The sequence below is a fragment of the Candidatus Zixiibacteriota bacterium genome (genome assembly GCA_040756055.1).
Taxonomy (GTDB): domain Bacteria; phylum Zixibacteria; class MSB-5A5; order GN15; family FEB-12.
This window is the reverse complement of sequence record JBFLZR010000005.1, coordinates 136466-155000: the sequence shown is the minus strand read 5'-3', so window position 1 is coordinate 155000 and position 18535 is coordinate 136466. Positions and strand designations below refer to the sequence as shown.

Here is an 18535-nt window from a genome sequence, read left to right as displayed (position 1 = left end):
GTGACGCCAGTCGCATCGCAGGGTAGCTGCGTTGGGAAGGGATAAGCGCTGAAAGCATCTAAGTGCTAAGCCCACTCCAAGATTAGATTTCCCAGGTCGTAAGACCTCCTAAGACCCCTGGAAGATGACCAGGTTGATAGGTCACAGATGTACGCACAGCAATGTGTTTAGTCGAGTGATACTAATAGGTCGGGCGGCTTAACCGATTAAAATTTACTTGAGATCTGCATTCTGTTATGCAGCCTGTTGGGTGATACATTTGTATCAACGAAAAACTCTATGAAAATTCTCGGTAGCGATAGCGACGGGGTCACACCTGTTCCCATTCCGAACACAGTAGTTAAGCCCGTCTACGTCGATGGTACTGCTCGGGAGACCGTGTGGGAGAGTAGAAAGCTGCCGGGTTAAATTAAGCCCTCTGGAAACAGAGGGCTTTTTTTTCTTGTAGACATTTCTTGTAGGTTACTTCCTGTAGGGCAGGAGCCTTCCCTCGGGTGCCCCGCAGCTTGCTGTGGGATCGTGGGCGGCAGATGCCCTCATCTGCCCCAACCGCCGCAAAAATGTCTTTGACAGATTATAGAGAAAAGCATATATAATTCTTATAAATCAGCGGGAGGGTTTGCTTTTGCCCCGCTCCGTCAAGAATCAGTAGGTCGAAATCCCTTGTGGTTTCGACATACCGGGTTCCAAATCCACAATTCAAGATGTCGAAACCTCCCCGCCGATAGCGGAGACCCTATCGGGCAGGGGATTTCGACCTACTCCCCGTATTCGATAGTAGTGTCTATTTTGAAGTGCTCCCCCCAGTCACGCGAATAATAACCGCGAGCACTAAAATCACCAAGCGATGACGCGGCATATTCTATTGGCTTATGGACCAATCCATGTTTGACCGGGTTGTAATGGATGTAATCGATATGCCTGTTCAGGTCATCTGCGTCACGGATAATATGATCGTAAAACCGGTTTTGCCAGACTCTACCGCGATCAAGTGCTTGACGTATGCGATAACCAGCAGAAAAACTCAATTTGACCTTCCGCATAAGCGATGACAGCTCGCTCTGCCTGATGTCAAGTAGCAGATGGAAATGATCCGGAAGGATCACCCATGCGAGAACCTCTGCTGACCAGGTCTTTGTGTGTCTCGCCAGTGAATCGAGCAACAGGTCCGAATTATCCAGAAGGATAGGCATGCGCTCATGGGTCACATGCGTTAGAAAGATCAGATCGTCCTTCCGGTGGTATCGCCTGATGTTAGTCATAATGTTTCTGTGGGAAATTGCAGCACGCTGCGCACTATTGCATTTCCTCCCGCTATCACCCGCCGATGAATATGCAATATATATGTGTATGTGTCAATAGCGGTAGGTCGAAATCCCTTGTGGTTTCGACATACCGGGTTGCAATTCCACAATTCAAGATGTCGAAACCTCCCCGCCGATAGCGGAGACCCTATCGGGCAGGGGAATTCGACCTGCTCACTCCATAGCTTCTGCCAGTCCACAAAAAAATCCCCATCACCCATTAAAGTTTCCACCCGTCAGCCGATACAATAATCAGGCTGAAGGTCGACTGAAAAGTCCACATGTCAGCCGATGGGAGGGTCCCATTGGGGATGACCCGCAACGGGAGAATGACGACCGGGGAGGAAACAACAGGGGAGACATCAGGGGAGAACACAACCGGGGAGGAACGTAGCGGGGAGACGTCCACAGGGAATGCATCCGATAGGGCAAAACTTCGACGGGGAGGTCGAAGACTATTTCCGAATAATATGAAACGAAGTTGACAGTCCGGGCAGATGAAGGCATCTGCCGCGCACGACTGTCGCGAAGATGACAGGAGTCTAAGTCCGCCAATGGCGGACTTGCTCTACGAAGATCAACAATATTACAGCAGTTTGCCAACCATCCATTCGATCAGGTAGAAAATATCAAAAAACAGTTCGACAACAATCATTCCGGAAATGGCGCCTACCATAAAGTGTAGCTTTTTCAAGCGCCCTTTGCCGTAGTACACCATCCAGTATGGACCCCGATACTCGTACAGTGAGAGCATATAACCACCTATTAGACCGGTGAATCCCAGTATCAACAGGCTTTCAATCACAATTATCGGTGTCCGGATGAAAGCCGACTTGAAGATAGGAGCCAAGATTGACGGCATGCCCAATTCCGTGCGGGAGAGAGCCCAGAAGAGACCGTAAACGAGGGCGACAGCATAGAACCCCCACGGTTTCGGCCAGACTCCGCCACGAGAAGCGATCCAGATGTCGTCCTTTAATCTCTGCTCTCTCTCACTGATAAATGGGAATCGGTTGAAAAACATGTCCTATCGGTCCTCAATAAAACCGGGTCTCGGCCCGCCGCGGACGGACTCGGAAACCTTCGCCGGAATGACGAATCTCAGGATTCGTTCTATTACTTGATGCCAACAACTAACTCTAATAAATCCGAGTCAAACAGGTCCTGCGGAGACACCACTGGTTCATCGGAAGGGAACTTCTCACCCCAGCGTTGGGCCATAATCTTTCGCACTTCTGGATGTGACAGGTCATAGTCACCCATGGGCCGCAACGAAGCAAGCTCGATGCCGGCCCCGATGTGGTACAGTTTCCAGACGAATTCCGAACAATACAGTTCGCTGTCGGACCAGGCAAAATAAATGTCGTAATCACGACCAAGATAACTCCGGCCTATCGTCCTCATCGAGTCAATAACTAACGCATTCAGAAGAGTGTCTGCGCCCCGGAGACGCTTGACCACATAGTGTCCGGTGGTGTCCCGTTCAATCCACTCGTCAAGAGGAGTGACGCGGACCGGTTGAACCGCCTCCCAGACTATCGGTTGTCCATCCTCGAAGAATATTACTCCGCAGTGACTATACTCTGATTGGGTGGCCAGTTTGACGGCGGTACTTTGGCGGGACGGAAAATCCTGGAATACTATGTCTCCATCTTTGAGCGCCGGTGCAGATGTGTCTGACCCCTGGCAAGTCACAAATGATGCAATACCCGCCAGGATCAGAAAAACGAACAGCCGCCTCGGTCTCATGGGAACTTTCTCCTCTCTCAGAGCATCTCCTTCAGTATCTTGAAGCAAGTAGTCGTTGCGGTGAATCGGTGTCAACAAAATAGACTATTGCCTTTAACGTGGGGTTTCTTGGAACCCGTAGTTCCGGTTGAGCGCCGAGCTGCGAACTTGATCTATGGCAGGAGACTAAGAAGGCTCCTGCCTAGACTGTAGGTTCCGGTTGTCAAGTGTGAATCCCGAACTCAAAGCTTGCACTTTCGCTACAACTTCGATGGAAAACACACCAGCGTTCCTGTAGTCAAAAAACAGTAGTCCGAAATCCCTTGCGGTTTCGACATATTGAACCCGTAATCAATACAATTACCGCTGTGCGAGGATTCATGATGAAAGAGCTGGCGAAAATAGAGCAGCAAATTGGCTTTCTATAACCGGGGTATTCAACTGCCTGAAAACAGCTTAGAAGGGAAAATGTGCTTTTGGGCCCCCTTTAAAAATGACGAAACAAAGCCAAATCGAGTGTGATGATTCAACGACGGTACGGCTTGTCGGTCGTTTGTCAGGCTGGGACCGGTGGCCGAAAACGACGTTCGCCGGGCACAATCATCCGAGAGTCAGCCGACACCGAACCGGCTATTGCCTGAAGAGGCGGGGGAATCGCCCGGTCAACAGAAGGCCTGTACGCGAGGAGTGGTCAATGCTTGAGAAAGTCGCTTCTATTAACTTGACCCCGGATTTTGGGACAGTTATTCTTTTGACTGACACTGGCGGATTATAACGCTGCCCGACGGAGCCGCCAGCGAACCTCAGATGATCGTTGCCTAAGGAAGGTCAGGGCAAAGAATGAATTTTATTACGTTTCTCCGTCGCCTGAAGGACAAAATGTTCGCTAATATGGGGCAATGCCATCCGGCAAAGCTGGTGGCTCTTGGATATCTTTCATACATTCTGATCGGCTGGTTGCTGCTGGCTCTTCCATTCATGAACAATTCAGGTGTAACCGCCCTCGACAATTTATTCATAGCTACTTCTGCGGTTTCGACCACCGGTCTCGTGACAGTCGATATAGCGAAATCGTACACTTTTCTGGGTCAACTTGTGATACTCCTGCTTATTCAGATAGGGGGCGTGGGGTACATGACGTTTGGTTCGTTCGTGATTCTATCGCGCTCCCCGGAAATCACGAAGCGTCGAGCCGAAATCAGCGAAACTGTTTTCAGTTTACCCGAATCATTTCGAATCGACAAATTTTTGCGTAGCGTAGTCAGGTTCACCATAGTCATTGAATTCCTTGGGGCGGTTGCCCTGTATTTCGCATTCACTTCCGCAGGAGTTCCCGACGCGGCTTGGCAGGCAGTTTTTCACAGTGTGTCGGCATTTTGTACTGCTGGATTCAGTCTGTTTTCCACGAGTTTTGAGAGTTTCTCTGCCAACTTCTGGTTGAATATCATCATAGCCGTGCTAAGCTATCTCGGAGCCATAGGGTTCATTGTATGCGTAGACTATTGGCGCAAAATTCGCGGAAAAGTCAAACAAGTCACGCTCACGAGCAAGATCATCTTGTGGGTTACCTTCTGGATTACTCTGGTCGGAGCCGCCTTGATCTTCATGGGCGAGCCATCGATAAACCAGCATCGAACGGAAGATCGCATACTGGAGTCCCTATTCCAGGCAATGACCGCTATCACGACCGTTGGTTTCAACACGGTGAGCATCGGAGCCTTATCCAATGCGTCTTTGCTGATTATAATCATGATGATGGTGGTGGGGGCATCGCCCAGCGGCACAGGCGGCGGATTGAAATCTACCACCTTCAGTGCCTTGCTTGGAGTAATGAAAAGCGCGTTGAAGGGCCGCCATGAAGTTACTTTCTGGGGTAAGCTGGTGCCCTCACGGCGGGTGTGGTCAGCTATGGCAAGTTTGTCATTTTATTCCAGCGCCCTACTTATCGGCGCCTATCTGCTCGAACTCACCCAGCAAACCTCATTCGCCGCAAACGTGTTTGAGGCCGCATCTGCGCTCGGAACGGTTGGTCTCAGCACAGGTATAACCGCCAGCCTGACCGATTTGGGAAAATGCATTCTGATCTTGCTCATGTACTGCGGCCGCCTGGGACCTGTAACTTTCGGTATGGCGCTGTTTCATAAACCGCCAAACTACCAGGTCTCTTCAGATTCAGACCTGGTGGCGTAGTCCTCAAGTATATCACACATTTCGGGGCCTGCGACACTGAACAAAAGCCGGTGGCGAATGGCGCAAAAAAACGCCGCGGAGGAGATATGAAGGCAAGCGATGAGCCGATCGTTGTCGAAGAAACCTACGAAGCCTCTATCGAGACTGTCTGGGAGGCGATCACAAATGTCGAATTGATGCGGCAATGGTATTTTGACAATATCCCTGCGTTCAGGCCCGAAGTCGGGTTCGAGACACAGTTCAACGTGAAAAGCGGCGAGCGCAATTTTCCTCACCTGTGGAAAGTAACCGATGTTTCTCCGTTGGAGAGAATTGTCTACACGTGGAAATTCGAAGGCTATCAGGGAGACTCGTTTGTAGTTTGGGAGTTGTCGCGCGAAAATAAATCCACCCGGTTGAAGCTGACGTGTCATATCACCGAAGATTTCCCCGATGGTATCCCCGAATTCAAAAGAGAAAGCTGTATAGCCGGATGGGAATATTTCCTGAAGCAACGCCTCAAAGACTTCCTGTCCAAAAGACGTTGATATATTCGATACACAAGCGAAAGGAGCCAAGGATGAAGAGATTGATTCTGGCCGGTTTGATGCTGGCGGTTTGTGGCGGCGGCTTTTCCAGCGCACAGGAAGCATCGGATTCACCGACCCAGGAAGAGTTGATGGCCAGGGCGATAGAACTGGCAACGCCGGGCGACGAACACAAGATGTTGGAGAAGCTGTGCGGCGTGTGGGATTTTGAGGCTACGATGTGGATGCAGCCGGGAGCCGAACCGGTTGTCTATCCGGGTCAATCCGAGGCGAAGTTGGTGCTCGGGGGCCGCTTCCTGTACGGAGAGTTTACCACTGAGGCCGGTGAGTTGTCGGGGGAAGGCATTTACATTATGGGGTTTGACCGCTGGCGCGAAGAGTTCACCTATGTCGGCTTCGACAGCTGGGGGACATATTACCTTACGGCCGCCGGAGCCTACGACAGCGTGACCAACAGCATCACGTTATACGGCGAGGATGATGATCCGGTGACCGGCTATGCTCAACAGTACGACTTTGTTGTGACTTTCGTATCCGATGACAGCTGGCGGTTCGAGGTCATATATTATGATGAAGCGCACACGATGGGAGCCGAAGAGTTCAAGATGGTCGAGGTGAATTACACCCGCGCCAAATAGACGAAATCCGGACACAGTGGACGCCACGCGCCCGATGAGAGTGTTCGCCATAGCCCATCAGGCACGTTTTTAGTTGCAATCTGTCGAACGCAATCCTACCATCAGGTCAGACTGAGCCTTCAATGCCGGAGTCAGACATAACAACATCAAGGAGGTTGATAATGAAAAAACTGGTCATTGTGCTGGCGGTGATACTTCTGACCGCTACTTTTGCTCAGGCCACTGAACTGGGGTTCAAGGCCGGCCTGAATATGGCCAACCTTTCGGGTGATATCGAAAACAATAAAACCATGACGACATTCGGCGGCGGTGTGTTTGCCAGGTTGTCAGTCGCGCGGCAGTTTTTTGTCAAGCCCGAATTGCTCTATGTGATGAAAGGTACCCAGGCAGACAGCGATGAAGTCGAGGATAAGCTGAAATTCGAGTATATCGAGATCCCGGTTCTCGTCGGGTATCAGTTCCCGACGCCGGGTCCGGTCAGTCCTTCCATATTCGCCGGTCCTTCGCTCGGAATACTGATGAGCGCGAATAATGAAGAGGAAGGCGAAGAAACGGACATCAGCGATGTAGTTAAGAGCACCGATTTTGGCCTGGTTTTCGGAGGCGGCGTTGATGTAGCGATTGGGACCGGCGGCAAGCTCACATTCGACGGCCGATACACTTTTGGTTTATCGAATCTGAATGATGATGAAGACTTCACCCAATACGAACTCAAGAACCGAGTCTTCTCCTTTTATGTCGGCTACTCGTTTGCGATTGGCATGTAAGTGACATTCAGGGCTAAAATTCCCGCGGGGCGACATGGCAGGCCTGTATTCTTGTGGAATTGCCCAAATGTTTTTTGTTGCCAACAGTTTGTGACAAATTTAGTATCATATTCGGTTCGAGCCTTTTATGCCAAAGTTAAGCATAACCAAATCAAGGAGGTTTGTTGTGAGAAGAATCGTTATCGTGCTGGCGGTGGTGCTACTGACTGCCGCTTTTGCGCAGGCAACTGAACTTGGATTCAAGGCGGGCCTGAATCTGGCCAACCTTACCGGTGACGTCGAAAACAATAAGGCTATGATGACTTTTGGTGGCGGAGCGTTTGCCAAATTCATGGTCGCCCCTCAGATTTTCATTAAGCCCGAAGTGGTCTATATGATGAAGGGTACCAAGGGAGATTCGGATGATTTTGATGAGAAGATGAAATTCAACTATATCGAGATCCCGGTACTTCTTGGCTATCAGTTCCCGACGCAAGGTTCGGTCAGTCCCTCTTTATTCGTCGGCCCGGCGGTGGGCATACTAATGAGCGCCAAGTACGAGCTGGAAGGTGTCGAAGTGGATATCAAGGATTTCACGAAGAGCACGGATTTCGGTCTTGTACTTGGTGGCGGCGTGGACTTCGGGCTTGGCACGAGCGGCAAACTTGCTTTTGACGCCCGCTATACCGTCGGTCTGACCAATTTAAATGATGATGTTGACGCCGATGAGTTTGAATTCAAAAACACAGTGTTTTCTTTCTTTGTCGGCTACGCGTTCCCGATTGGCCAGTAGCCTCAAGTTCAGTTATAAAATCATAAGGGCGGACCAAGCAGTCCGCCCTTCTCGTTACCGGCAATTGAATCGGGCAGGCTAACCGCAAGGTTTTAAGTTGACAACTCAAGCCGCCAAAGCCTTTCTATTTGTGGTAGCCAACATCAATAACATCAGATTCCAGACGCGGGGGTAAAGCCATGGAAGAACAGACCCAAGTAATCAAGGAACTCAGTATGCCGCTGTACCAGTCAAAGGGATGGCTGAAATTGCTGGGCATCGTGATGATCATACAGGGCGTGTTTACGGCCCTGACACTTGTCGGAATCGTAATTGCCTGGTTGCCCATCTGGCTGGGTGTGCTTTTGTTCCAGGCAGCATCGGCCGCCGAGTCAGCACAGTTTTCGGGCAATAAAGAGCAACTGATGGCATCACTGAATAAACTCAAAATGTATTTCATTATCAACGGAGTGTTGATGGTGATCTTGCTGCTTTTTGTAGCCTTCCTGGTGTTGAGTATGCTCATAGCCGGCGGGAGTTTTCTCAATCAGATGGGTGGATATTAGACGCCTCCGGGGAGAATTTACGACGGGTTCGACGATGGACCTGTCCTGTTTTTTCGCGCACGGATGCAATCAAGGCCCCTTAGAAACGAGGGGCCTTTTAATCTTTCGCCGTCCGCTGAGTTACTCCAGAGCCGGATTGTAAGAGACCACGAGCTTGTTATCAGTACCGAACTCATAGACGTTCAGGACTATCTCGTCAAGGGTGCCGTAATGAGCAAGGTAGAGATCGGCAATCGGGGTTAGGTCAAAATAAACAGTCTCTGTAAAGATAGCATCGCACGGGTCGGGCTCACTGCTGACACGAACATACAGGTAGGCCTGTACGGGGTCTGATTCCAGGAATGCGGCCGGGGTCATAAAGCACTCAAAGAAATGCTCTTTGCACCCGCCGGAGTACTGGACCTTGGCCGTCATGATGCCGTCATCCACAGCGACCTCCAGCAGTGAGAATGCTCGCGGCCAGACATCGGTGATGATGACAGGGCTCAGACTATCCTGATCACTCAGCACTGAATTGTTGCCGCCGCCGATTATCACAGCGTTAACCGAGCTGTCGCTGCTGTCAGAGCACTGCATTATCGTAAGCAAAAGAAGCAGTGCGACCAGGCTAATAAATATACGCGTCATGGCTTAAGCCTCCCTTTGGTATTTTGTGACCCTATACAATATAAAGACGGGTAACGTATAGTTACGCAAAAAGTTTTTTGTCTGTGGTGGGCGCCAGCGGAACGGTGTCGCGTAAGCTAATGTCAGTCAACGAGGTGCCTTGGGGGTGCGCACCGCAAAAGACTTGGGGTCGATAGCGCGTTGGACAGCGAGGATACCATCGAGATGGTCGCACTCGTGCTGAAGCAGCTCCGACAGGTCACCTTCGAGGTTCCACGAGATCTCGTTGAACTTAAGATCGCGAAAGGTGATTCTGCCCGTTTTGTGACGCTTTACTTTGACTTGAAGATGCGGGAAGGACATGCAATTGTCCCAGACTGTCATCATGTCCTTACTCAAATCAAACAGGATGGGGTTGATCAAAACGACAGGTTGATCGATGAACATGTAGATCAGCCGTTTGGCCACGCCTATCTGGGGCGCGGCAATAGCGCGTCCGAAGCCGTAAGTCAGCCTGAAGTCCATCATGGTGTCGTGCATGTCTGCCACCACACGACGAAGGACGGGGAGTTTCTCATGGCTGACCTCTTCGGCCTTTTGATAAAGACGCGGGTCGCCCAACTGTATAATTTCCCGAACTGACATGATAGTCTCCTGAAGTTTCCTCACCATGTCAAACATACTCAAGTTTCTCCGAAACGCAAGGGAATCAGGGCCGGGTGTGGGTAGATCGGGACTTGACTTTATTTAACAATCGAGCGTTCTTGGGTCGTCGAGTGATGAATATAAACTGGAGACAGCGATTGTCACGCAAGCCCAAAGCAAAAGTAAAGCCAGAGAGAGGCAGCAAACACGCCGATTTGAACGTGAAGATTGGTGCGAAAAACGAAGATGACCTCATTGAGATAATTGGCGGTTCCGGCGGTCCGGCGTTGATTCTGATTCTCGATACGGTACAGGACCCGCATAATCTTGGCGCGTGTTTGAGGACGGCCGACGCTGCCGGAGCACACGCGGTGGTGGCTCCGAAAGACCGTTCGGTCGGTCTGACCGATACGGTCCGAAGAATTGCCTCCGGAGCGGCAGAGAGCATACCGTTCGTTCAGGTAACGAATCTGGCCAGGACAATGGAGACTGTTAAGGCGGCCGGACTCTGGATTGTCGGTACATCAGATGCCGCGGATAAGACTGTTTTCGAGATGGACATGACCGGTCCGGTGGCAATTGTGATGGGTAGTGAGGGGACAGGCCTGCGCCGATTGACGGAGGAGCACTGTGATTTTATGGCAAAGATTCCGATGTCCGGGTCGGTGGAATGTCTGAATGTCTCGGTAGCTGCGGGGGTTTGTCTTTTCGAGGCCGTGCGGCAACGTCGCGGCAAATAATTACCCGACAGAACACTTCAATATCGGGCTGCCGTATGTCCGGGTCGATTTGATCCCGCTACAGGGGCTCATCTCTTGACATTTAAAATGTGTGGCCGCCTGCGAGGCCACAGGCGGCCACTAATCTGAACTAAGCACCACCTCCTATGATGGTTTTGGTTCAGCCCCTGTTGACATGAAGGGGCACTACCAACTACTCAGCCCTTACAATTGCTACATCCGTTGTAGCGGTCATCTTGAAATTGCCTCTTTGCTGCGGAGCGGAGCTTGACTGGTAGTCACTAATAAGCTACTCAAGCAGGTGTTCCTGTCAACAAAAACATCGTAAGTCGTTGCGGGGTCATGCGATGGCGGGCTGCAAAACTGACGGGAACACCGTTGATTAAAGTTGCATTACAGAGGGCAATGGTTTAGTTTTGCCACTTAATGACTTTGAAAGGGGATCATAACAAATGAGGACCATTCTGATTGCCGGAAGCGTTATTGTTACATTTGCCCTGCTGAGTTACACAATTGGAATTATAACGGAACAACGAAGGCGTGTGATAACGAATGTGGTTCTGGTCTTTTTGACAATCGGTGTATCGCTGGATGTTACGGCTACGGCTTGCATGATCATTGGGTCAGAGAACAGTCCGTTTACACTGCACGGTATTCTCGGATATTCTTCTCTGGCGGCAATGCTTACCGACACGATATTGATTTGGAGGTTTCGTCTGGCAAATGGGGCAGCAGCCACGGTCCCACGGGGGCTTCACTTGTATTCCCGGATTGCCTACTCCTGGTGGGTGCTTGCCTATATCACCGGCGGAGTGCTTGTAGCGACACGGCAGGGATGAAGTAGCAGTCTATGTCTATCGGGTAAGACGACCAATCATCATCAGTTATCAATGCACGAAAAAAGCCGAGGAACTATTTCGGCGGCTTGGCTGTTTTTGTCATGAAAGTCGCGAAGTCTATAGTCAAGGAGAAACATGATGTTGAGAAAGTCAGCAATTGCGATAGCGTTAATAATGTTAGCCTCTTCGATCAGCGCCGCCCAGTGGGAGATTGACAAGCCGCATTCGTCGATAGGATTCACGGTAAGACATCTGGTGGTGTCCAAGGTGAATGGTACTTTTGGCGATTTCAAGGGTAGCATTGAGTTTGAACCGGGCAACTTCGAGAAGGGCAGGGTCGAGATGACCGTGCAGATTGCGTCGATTGACACGAACGAACCGAAACGCGATGCTCATCTGCGAAGCGGGGATTTTTTTGATGCGGAGAATTTTCCCACGATGACGTTCGTATCTAAGAGGGTGCATGATATCGAGGGGGATAGCTTCAAGATGACCGGTGACGTGACAATCAGAGGCATCACCAAAGAAATCACATTCGACTGCGAATTTAACGGTCTTATTGCTGATCCTTGGGGAAATACCCGGGCGGGTTTTTCGGCTGCTTCAAAACTGAATCGCCAGGATTTTGACGTCAAATGGAATCAGACTCTGGATGCCGGCGGAGTGGTGGTAGGCGATGAAGTTACGATAAATATCGAGTTGGAGTTGACAAAAGCAAAATAGTGCCGTGATGGCACTACTGACACTGGTGATATAACACGTTTCAAGGACGAGACGGGCCCGCTTCATAGTTGGAGCGGGCTTTCTTTTTTTCAGCCTATGCGCCTCATCAAACCGACGACTTTTCCGGCAATGCGCAGGTCGGCGGATTTTTTATCGATGATAATCGGCTTATAGGCGTCGTTTTCCGGTTGCAGGCGAATTCTTTTACCTTCAGGAAAGTATCTTTTCACCGTTGCCTCGCCGCCTATGATGGCGACAACGATTTCGCCTCTATTCGCGATATCCTGTTTCAGGACCAGCACCAGATCGCCATCGAGAATCCCGGCATCGCGCATCGAGTCTCCGACAACGCGTAGGGTGAAGGAATCGCCTTTAGGGGCAAAGGAGGCATCGAGCGCAATTTCGCCTTCAATATTTTCGATAGCGTCGATGGGCACGCCGGCCGGGACCGAGCCGACCAGAGGAACCTGACGAATATCGGATGCGATACTGTGGGCGAGTTCGAGTCCTCTGGCTATGAATTTTTGTTTTTTCAGATAGCCCTTCTTGAGCAGCGCGGTAAGGTGCAGACGCACACCGTTGGTGGAACTGATACCCATATACCGGCCAATCTCGCGGATAGTGGGTGCCGAACCGTGGGCCGCGATCTGGTCTTTTATGAATTTTAGGACTTTCGCTTGTTTTTCGGTCAGTTTTGGATGACTCAACCTAACCTCGCATTTTCAGGTCATACTCGTTTTTACCTGCCGTACAATACTGCTCATTTGTGTATGTGTCAAATTTTTTTTGAGCAGATCGGCAATATGTGATATTGGGATAGGAAGCGGCCGTCAGCTTGCAGGAAAATAGTGTTTGGCGGCGTATATAGATTAGGTATAATTTAATTGGGCTGGTCAACAGTAGAATCAGAACGTTTTCTTTTCTTTCTCACACTGAATCGTAGTCATCGAGGCCCGGGGTCTTAGTAAGTAAGAAACCAAAGGAGTGGCAGATGAAGACATTCGTGATGATGACGAGAATCGCTCCGGTTGATGCCGACATCATAGACATCACCAACAAGCTCAAAGCTCATTCGCGCGACAGCAGTGCCTGGTTGGAGGAGATTAACAAGAGTTGTCCGGAGGTTAAGGTGCTGGCGCACTATGCCATTCTGGGGCCATATGATTTCATGTGCATCTATGAGGCTCCTGATGAGAAGGTGGCGGCCAAGGTATCCCTGCTTAGCCGGGCGCGCGGCGCTTTTCAGGTGGAGAGCTGGCACGCCATCCCGACACGCGAGATCATTGACCTTGTTGAGGGATTGCTTCCAAGCGTTGACGCGATCCAATCTTAGGGCGGCAGAGATTTATCCGGGGTGAAGGGAGGATTTTAATATTGCAGACTGCTGAGCGGTGGGTTATCCTTGCGCTTGAGGTGGCTTATTTCCGAAAGGAGGGCTGAGTGAAATTTAGCCTGTCATTTGTCATTTTGTTGGCATTTTGCCTATTGTCTCAACTCGTTTGGAGCCAGGAAGCGGAGAAATCTACTCCGTTCACGGAGGTTGAGACAGTTATCTGCAGCGGCGTGGAGGACCGTCAACCTGTCGGAGAATCCGATAGCTTTGACCCCAATGTCGGTCAGGTTTATATGTGGACTCACTGTCATGGGGCTACCGATACCACGATGATAACGCACGTCTGGACATGGGAGGGTAGGGAGGTGGCTTCGGTCAATCTCAAGGTGAACAGCCCTTCATGGAGAACCTGGAGTTCCAAGCAAATCCTTCCGTCGTGGACCGGTGCCTGGGAGGTTAGAGTTCTTGATGCTGACGGTAATATTCTCAAGTCTGTCAAGTTTCGCATCGGCAACGCTGAGCCGCAGCCGCAGGCTGAAGAGCCGGCTGAAACGCCGGGTGATAGCTTGTAGTCGAGATATCAGGTTGTCAACCTGAGCGAATGACACCAATAAAAGAAGGTCAGGATCTTCATAAGGCTCCTGACCTCTTTCATTTTACGGGGAATTTTATCCTTTAGCCTTCAGCTTCCTTTTCGCGTTTGGCTTCCTCGATGATTTTCTGCGCTACCTCATGCGGGACCTCTTCGTAGTGCGAGAAAGAGAGGGTATAGACACCCTGCCCCTGGGTCATCGAGCGGAGGTCGACGGCGTACTGATAGAGTTCGGCCTGTGGTACGGTCGCGCGGACAATCTGGTTACGTCCATCGGGGTCCATACCTGCGATTTTGCCTCGTCGGGAGGATATGTCACCCATGACGTCCCCCGTGAATTCATCGGGAACGACGATTTCAACGTTGAATATCGGTTCAAGAATTACCGGTTTGGCTTCGAGGAAGCCTTCGCGGAAGGCCATCGAGCCGGCAATCTTGAAGGCCATATCCGATGAGTCAACATCGTGATACGAACCGAAATATAAGGCGACTTTGACATCAACCACCTGTGAACCGGCCAAACCGCCGTGCTGCATTGACTCAACGATGCCTTTTTCCACCGCTGGAATGTATTTGTTCGGGATAACACCACCCTTGATTTCGTCGAGGAATTCGAATCCCGCGCCTCGTTTGTTCGGCTCGATGCGGATGTAAACATCGCCGTACTGACCGCGGCCACCCGATTGTTTCTTGTGGCGATATTGTTTTTCGGCTTTGCCTTTGACAGTTTCTTTGTAGGGGACTTTTGGTTTTCCCAGTTCGACTTCAACACCGAAACGAGTTTTGAGTTTCTCGACGAGTACATCGATGTGGGTCGGACCCTGACCGTAAAGTACCTGTTGTTTGAGAGCGGCATCGGAGATGAGCCGGAAGGTCGGGTCTTCTTCTCTGAGCTTGGCCAGGCCGTTGGCGATTTTTTCTTCGTCACCTTTGGATTTAGCCTTAATAGCTACATCCATGACCGGTTCATTGAACGCCACCGGGGGAATTGTTATCGCTTGACCACCGCCGGAAAGGGTATCGCCGGTGTGGGTGTCTTTCAGTTTTACCAGAACGCCGATATCACCGGCTGAGATGAAAGGAACTTCCACCCGGTTTTTGCCTTGCAGGACGCTGATCTGGTTGAGTCGTTCGCCAGAGCCACGGTTTTGATTTTTTAGTTCTTCGCCTGCCTTGATGGTTCCGCAGTAACATTTCGCGTACAGCATTTCACCAAGGTGTCCCTCTGAGACTGTTTTGTAGACAAAGCAGACCGGTTTAGCTGAGGCATCGACATTAAGTTCAAGTTTGTTCTCGGTGCCGGTCTTGAGGGCGGTTACAGCACCGAGCTTGTCAGGGGTCGGCAAGTACTCAACGGCGAAATCGAGCAGGGTTTGTACGCCCATGTTATTGGCGGCTGAACCAACGAGAACCGGGTAGATGGAAGCATTGAGGATACCTTTGCGCAGCCCGCTGACAACATCGGCTTCATCGAGCGTACCGTTTTCGAAGAATTTCTCCATCAGGGAATCGTCGGCTTCGGCAGCTATCTCGACCAGAGCTTCACGCTCAGCCTGGGCCTGATCTTTGAGGTCGGCCGGGATTTCCGACTCGACTCTCTTGCCACTGGCATCGAAGGTGTAGGCTTTCATGTGCAGAAGGTCAATGATGCCCTTGAAAGTTAGAGCCTCGCCGATAGGAATTTGTACGGCGACCACATGGCTGCCGAAAGTATCTTTGATTGAATTCAGGCAGGTCTGCCACTTGACGTTTTCATTTTCTATTTTATTGACAAAAAAGAAGCGAGGGCTGCCCGATTTTTCTATAGTCTTCCAGTGAATCTGGGTGCCAATTTCCACGCCAGCTAGTGCGCTTATAACGATACCGACGGACTCGGCCACTTTTAGGGAGCTTTGGAGTTCACCGATGAAATCGGTGTGTCCCGGGCAGTCGAGCAGGTTTATTTTGTGCTTGTTCCATTCGCACGCGAACAACTTTGATGTTATGGTTGTTTTCCGGGAGATTTCGTCGCTATTGTAATCGAGAATCGAGCTGCCATCATCGACCCTGCCAATGCGATTATTGACTCCGGTGTTAAAAGCTATGGCATCGCCGAGGCTGGTTTTACCGCAACCCCGCTGGCCCGCAAGGCAGATATTATGGATTTTATCGGTGGTATATTCCTTCACCGGAAACCCTCCAGGTTTTGGGTAATTTAAAACAGGCCTTTAGATTAGCTAAAGGCAAAATTTCGAGCCTTAATCATACTAAAATAGGCTGCAAATGTCAATCCGTATAACCGTCCGCTTCAAAAAATCTCCCCGCCAGCCTAAAACAGTGTCAAAGCACCAAAAGAAATACCCGATTGACGGCCGAAGAGTCTTCATTTACCTTTACAGGAACACAAATTGACCTCTAAGGAGATATTCGATGTCCTTTTCCAGAATCCGGCCACTGGCGGTGTTTCTTGTTTTCCTGCCGGTTGTCTCGTCGTGCATTCAGCAGCGACGGCCCACGCCTCCGGCAGCCCAAATTGAGCCGTATTTCACGACAATTCATGGCGTAACGCTTGAGGATAATTATCACTGGCTTCGGGAGCGGGGCAATCCAGCCGTCATGCGTTACCTTGAAGCGGAGAATGAGTATACCGCTCAAATGATGAAACATACCGAAGACTTACAGCGGAAATTGTATAACGAGTTTCTCGCCCGGCTGAAGGAGACTGACCAGACGATCCCGGAAAAGGACGGTAATTACTGGTATTACGAACGCACGGAGGAGGGCAGGCAGTACCCAATCCTCTGTCGCAAAAAAGACTCGAAAGATGCCCGCGAAGAGATCATGCTCGACGAGAACCGTTTGGCCGAAGGACACGCGTACTTTGATGTCGGAACCTGGGAGGTTACCCCCAACGGAAGAATTCTGGCCTACTCGGTCGATACTGTCGGGGCGGAGGCTTTTACGATCTACTTCAAAGACCTTCAGACAGGATTGGTGCTACCCGATGAGATACCGAACACGTTCTATTCGCTGGAATGGGGCAACGACAGCAAGACTCTCTTTTATACCACCTTGGATGAAATCGTCAGACCTTATCGTCTCTATCGTCACAGGCTGGGAACGGACTACCGGGACGATGACATCATTTACGAAGAGAAAGACCTGGCATACGAGATGTATCTGTCGAAAACCAAGAGCGACGAGTACGTGCTGATGAAGCTCGAGAGTAACACCACCACGGAAATTTGGTACCTGGATGCCGACAAACCCGAAGGCGACTTCCAACTAATATCGCCTCGGAAATCTCGGGTTGAGTACATGGTGTATCATCTGGACGACCGGTTTTTGATAAGAACCAATGAGAATGCTCCCAATTTCAAGGTGTTGACCGCGCCGGTCAAGGACCCGCAGGAAAAGAACTGGAAAGAATTTATCGGGCACAACGACTCGGTGATGATAGCTGACCTCGACGCATTCGCAAATTTCCTCGTGCTCTATGAGAGGAAGGACGGTCTGAAACAGATGCGGGTTTTGGAGCTGAAATCGGGGGAATCCCATTTCATAGAGTTGCCGGAAACCGTTTACACTCTCCGGAAACATGAGAACAAGGTGTATAACTCCAACGTGGTCCGGTTTACGTATACATCTTTGATTTCGCCAAAGGCGGTATATGATTACGACATGGCTGGTCGTTCGCTTGAGGTTAAAAAAGAGTATGAAGTGCTCGGGGGATATGACAAAACGCAGTACACAACGGAGAGGCTTTTTGCCCCGGCGCCGGACGGGGCGATGGTACCGATTTCCATCGTTTATAAGAAGGGCGCTCGAAAGGGCACACCCAATCCGCTCCTGCTTTACGGATACGGCGCATACGGATTGACATCGGAACCGAACTTTGAGATGGAGTTGATCAGCCTGCTCGATCGAGGAGTGATCTACGCGATTGCCCATGTGCGCGGCGGATCTGAAATGGGCCGCTACTGGTATGAAGAGGGTCGTCTTTTTGACAAGAGAAACACTTTCAGCGATTTCATTGCCTGCGCGGAATATCTGGTCGAGCAAGGGCTTACCTCTCCCGACAAACTTGCCGCCGAGGGGGTGAGCGCGGGCGGGCTGCTCATCGGCGCTGTCGCGAACATGCGTCCTGATTTGTTCAAGGCCATGGTGGGGGCCGTACCGTTCGTGGATGTTATAAATACGATGCTGGATCCATCGATTCCGCTGACGGTAATCGAGTACGAGGAATGGGGTAACCCGAATGAAGAAGACTATTTTGATTATATGATGACCTATTCTCCCTATGACAACGTCAAGGCGCAGGAATATCCGAACATGCTCGTGACGGCGGGTCTCAACGATGCCAGGGTGCAGTACTGGGAGCCTGCCAAGTGGACAGCCAAGCTTCGAGCCGTTAAGACTGATAACAATCGTTTGCTGCTGAGGACAAACATGGGGGCGGGTCATTTCGGGGAATCGGGCCGATATGACAGATACCGCCGGACGGCTTTTGAATATGCCTTCCTTCTGGACGCATGGGGGATCAAAAACTAGTCCGCGGCGCAAAAAGATACCCCTGCCGTTGGGGGACAGGGGTCGTAGTGAGTGGT

Annotated in this window: 19 protein-coding genes and 2 rRNA genes (1 of these 21 only partly in view); 14 read left to right on the top strand and 7 right to left on the bottom strand. The window is 50.7% G+C overall.

Annotated elements, in window-relative coordinates; all coding sequences use genetic code 11:
- A 23S ribosomal RNA gene (locus AB1483_10630) occupies nt 1-206 on the top strand (it extends 2807 nt beyond the left edge of the window).
- Nucleotides 207-288: 82 nt separating this feature from the next.
- Nucleotides 289-405 (top strand): 5S ribosomal RNA (rrf, locus tag AB1483_10625).
- 353 nt (nt 406-758) lie between these two features.
- Here the strand turns inward: rrf and AB1483_10620 are convergent.
- From AB1483_10620 to AB1483_10610, 3 genes are all read right to left on the bottom strand, one after another.
- A complete protein-coding gene (locus AB1483_10620) occupies nt 759-1262 on the bottom strand; it encodes a transposase (protein ID MEW6412910.1) in 504 nt (167 codons plus the stop codon).
- 628 nt (nt 1263-1890) lie between these two features.
- On the bottom strand, nt 1891-2328 hold the full coding sequence (locus AB1483_10615) for a hypothetical protein (GenBank protein ID MEW6412909.1): 438 nt from the start codon (nt 2326-2328) through the stop codon (nt 1891-1893).
- Between the two features lie 92 nt (nt 2329-2420).
- The gene (locus AB1483_10610; GenBank protein ID MEW6412908.1) at nt 2421-3053 is read right to left on the bottom strand and encodes a YiiX family permuted papain-like enzyme; all 633 of its coding nucleotides are present in this window, start codon (nt 3051-3053) and stop codon (nt 2421-2423) included.
- Between the two features lie 819 nt (nt 3054-3872).
- On the opposite strand from AB1483_10610, the gene AB1483_10605 reads away from it, so the two are divergent.
- The 6 genes from AB1483_10605 (at nt 3873) to AB1483_10580 (ending at nt 8471) form a co-directional block, all read left to right on the top strand.
- Nucleotides 3873-5222 carry a potassium transporter TrkG gene (locus tag AB1483_10605; GenBank protein MEW6412907.1) on the top strand — a complete coding sequence of 450 codons (1350 nt, stop codon included), beginning with the start codon at nt 3873-3875 and terminating at the stop codon, nt 5220-5222.
- 86 nt (nt 5223-5308) lie between these two features.
- Entirely contained in the window at nt 5309-5749 is a 441-nt protein-coding gene (locus tag AB1483_10600) for an SRPBCC domain-containing protein (GenBank protein ID MEW6412906.1), read from the top strand.
- 32 nt (nt 5750-5781) lie between these two features.
- Nucleotides 5782-6387 (top strand): DUF1579 family protein, encoded by a 606-nt coding sequence (locus AB1483_10595; protein ID MEW6412905.1) that lies wholly within the window; start codon nt 5782-5784, stop codon nt 6385-6387.
- Nucleotides 6388-6548: 161 nt separating this feature from the next.
- Nucleotides 6549-7154 carry a porin family protein gene (locus AB1483_10590; GenBank protein ID MEW6412904.1) on the top strand — a complete coding sequence of 202 codons (606 nt, stop codon included), beginning with the start codon at nt 6549-6551 and terminating at the stop codon, nt 7152-7154.
- A 166-nt stretch (nt 7155-7320) separates the two neighbouring features.
- Nucleotides 7321-7926, top strand: a complete 606-nt coding sequence (locus AB1483_10585) for a porin family protein (GenBank protein ID MEW6412903.1) — start codon at nt 7321-7323, stop codon at nt 7924-7926.
- Between the two features lie 179 nt (nt 7927-8105).
- A complete protein-coding gene (locus AB1483_10580; protein MEW6412902.1) occupies nt 8106-8471 on the top strand; it encodes a DUF5362 family protein in 366 nt (121 codons plus the stop codon).
- A gap of 120 nt (nt 8472-8591) precedes the next feature.
- On the opposite strand, the gene AB1483_10575 is transcribed toward AB1483_10580, so the two are convergent.
- Nucleotides 8592-9098, bottom strand: coding sequence for a hypothetical protein (locus tag AB1483_10575; GenBank protein MEW6412901.1), 507 nt, complete (start codon nt 9096-9098; stop codon nt 8592-8594).
- A 126-nt stretch (nt 9099-9224) separates the two neighbouring features.
- Nucleotides 9225-9722 carry a peptide deformylase gene (locus AB1483_10570; protein MEW6412900.1) on the bottom strand — a complete coding sequence of 166 codons (498 nt, stop codon included), beginning with the start codon at nt 9720-9722 and terminating at the stop codon, nt 9225-9227.
- 215 nt (nt 9723-9937) lie between these two features.
- Between AB1483_10570 and rlmB the strand changes: the two genes are divergently transcribed.
- The 3 genes from rlmB (at nt 9938) to AB1483_10555 (ending at nt 12024) form a co-directional block, all read left to right on the top strand.
- Complete coding sequence (gene rlmB / locus AB1483_10565) at nt 9938-10462, top strand: 23S rRNA (guanosine(2251)-2'-O)-methyltransferase RlmB (GenBank protein MEW6412899.1); 525 nt, start codon at nt 9938-9940, stop codon at nt 10460-10462.
- 452 nt (nt 10463-10914) lie between these two features.
- Complete coding sequence (locus AB1483_10560) at nt 10915-11301, top strand: hypothetical protein (GenBank protein MEW6412898.1); 387 nt, start codon at nt 10915-10917, stop codon at nt 11299-11301.
- Nucleotides 11302-11436: 135 nt separating this feature from the next.
- Complete coding sequence (locus AB1483_10555; GenBank protein ID MEW6412897.1) at nt 11437-12024, top strand: YceI family protein; 588 nt, start codon at nt 11437-11439, stop codon at nt 12022-12024.
- 89 nt (nt 12025-12113) lie between these two features.
- Here the strand turns inward: AB1483_10555 and lexA are convergent, their stop codons facing one another.
- Nucleotides 12114-12731: a transcriptional repressor LexA gene (lexA, locus tag AB1483_10550; GenBank protein ID MEW6412896.1), complete on the bottom strand. Its 618-nt coding sequence runs from the start codon at nt 12729-12731 to the stop codon at nt 12114-12116.
- A 284-nt stretch (nt 12732-13015) separates the two neighbouring features.
- Here lexA and AB1483_10545 point away from each other — a divergent pair, with 284 nt between their 5' ends.
- Entirely contained in the window at nt 13016-13357 is a 342-nt protein-coding gene (locus AB1483_10545) for a GYD domain-containing protein (protein MEW6412895.1), read from the top strand.
- Nucleotides 13358-13464: 107 nt separating this feature from the next.
- Nucleotides 13465-13929 (top strand): DUF2914 domain-containing protein, encoded by a 465-nt coding sequence (locus AB1483_10540; protein ID MEW6412894.1) that lies wholly within the window; start codon nt 13465-13467, stop codon nt 13927-13929.
- A 103-nt stretch (nt 13930-14032) separates the two neighbouring features.
- Here the strand turns inward: AB1483_10540 and fusA are convergent, their stop codons facing one another.
- Nucleotides 14033-16117: an elongation factor G gene (gene fusA / locus AB1483_10535; GenBank protein MEW6412893.1), complete on the bottom strand. Its 2085-nt coding sequence runs from the start codon at nt 16115-16117 to the stop codon at nt 14033-14035.
- 241 nt (nt 16118-16358) lie between these two features.
- Between fusA and AB1483_10530 the strand changes: the two genes are divergently transcribed.
- Entirely contained in the window at nt 16359-18479 is a 2121-nt protein-coding gene (locus AB1483_10530; GenBank protein MEW6412892.1) for a S9 family peptidase, read from the top strand.
- Nucleotides 18480-18535 lie beyond the last annotated feature (56 nt).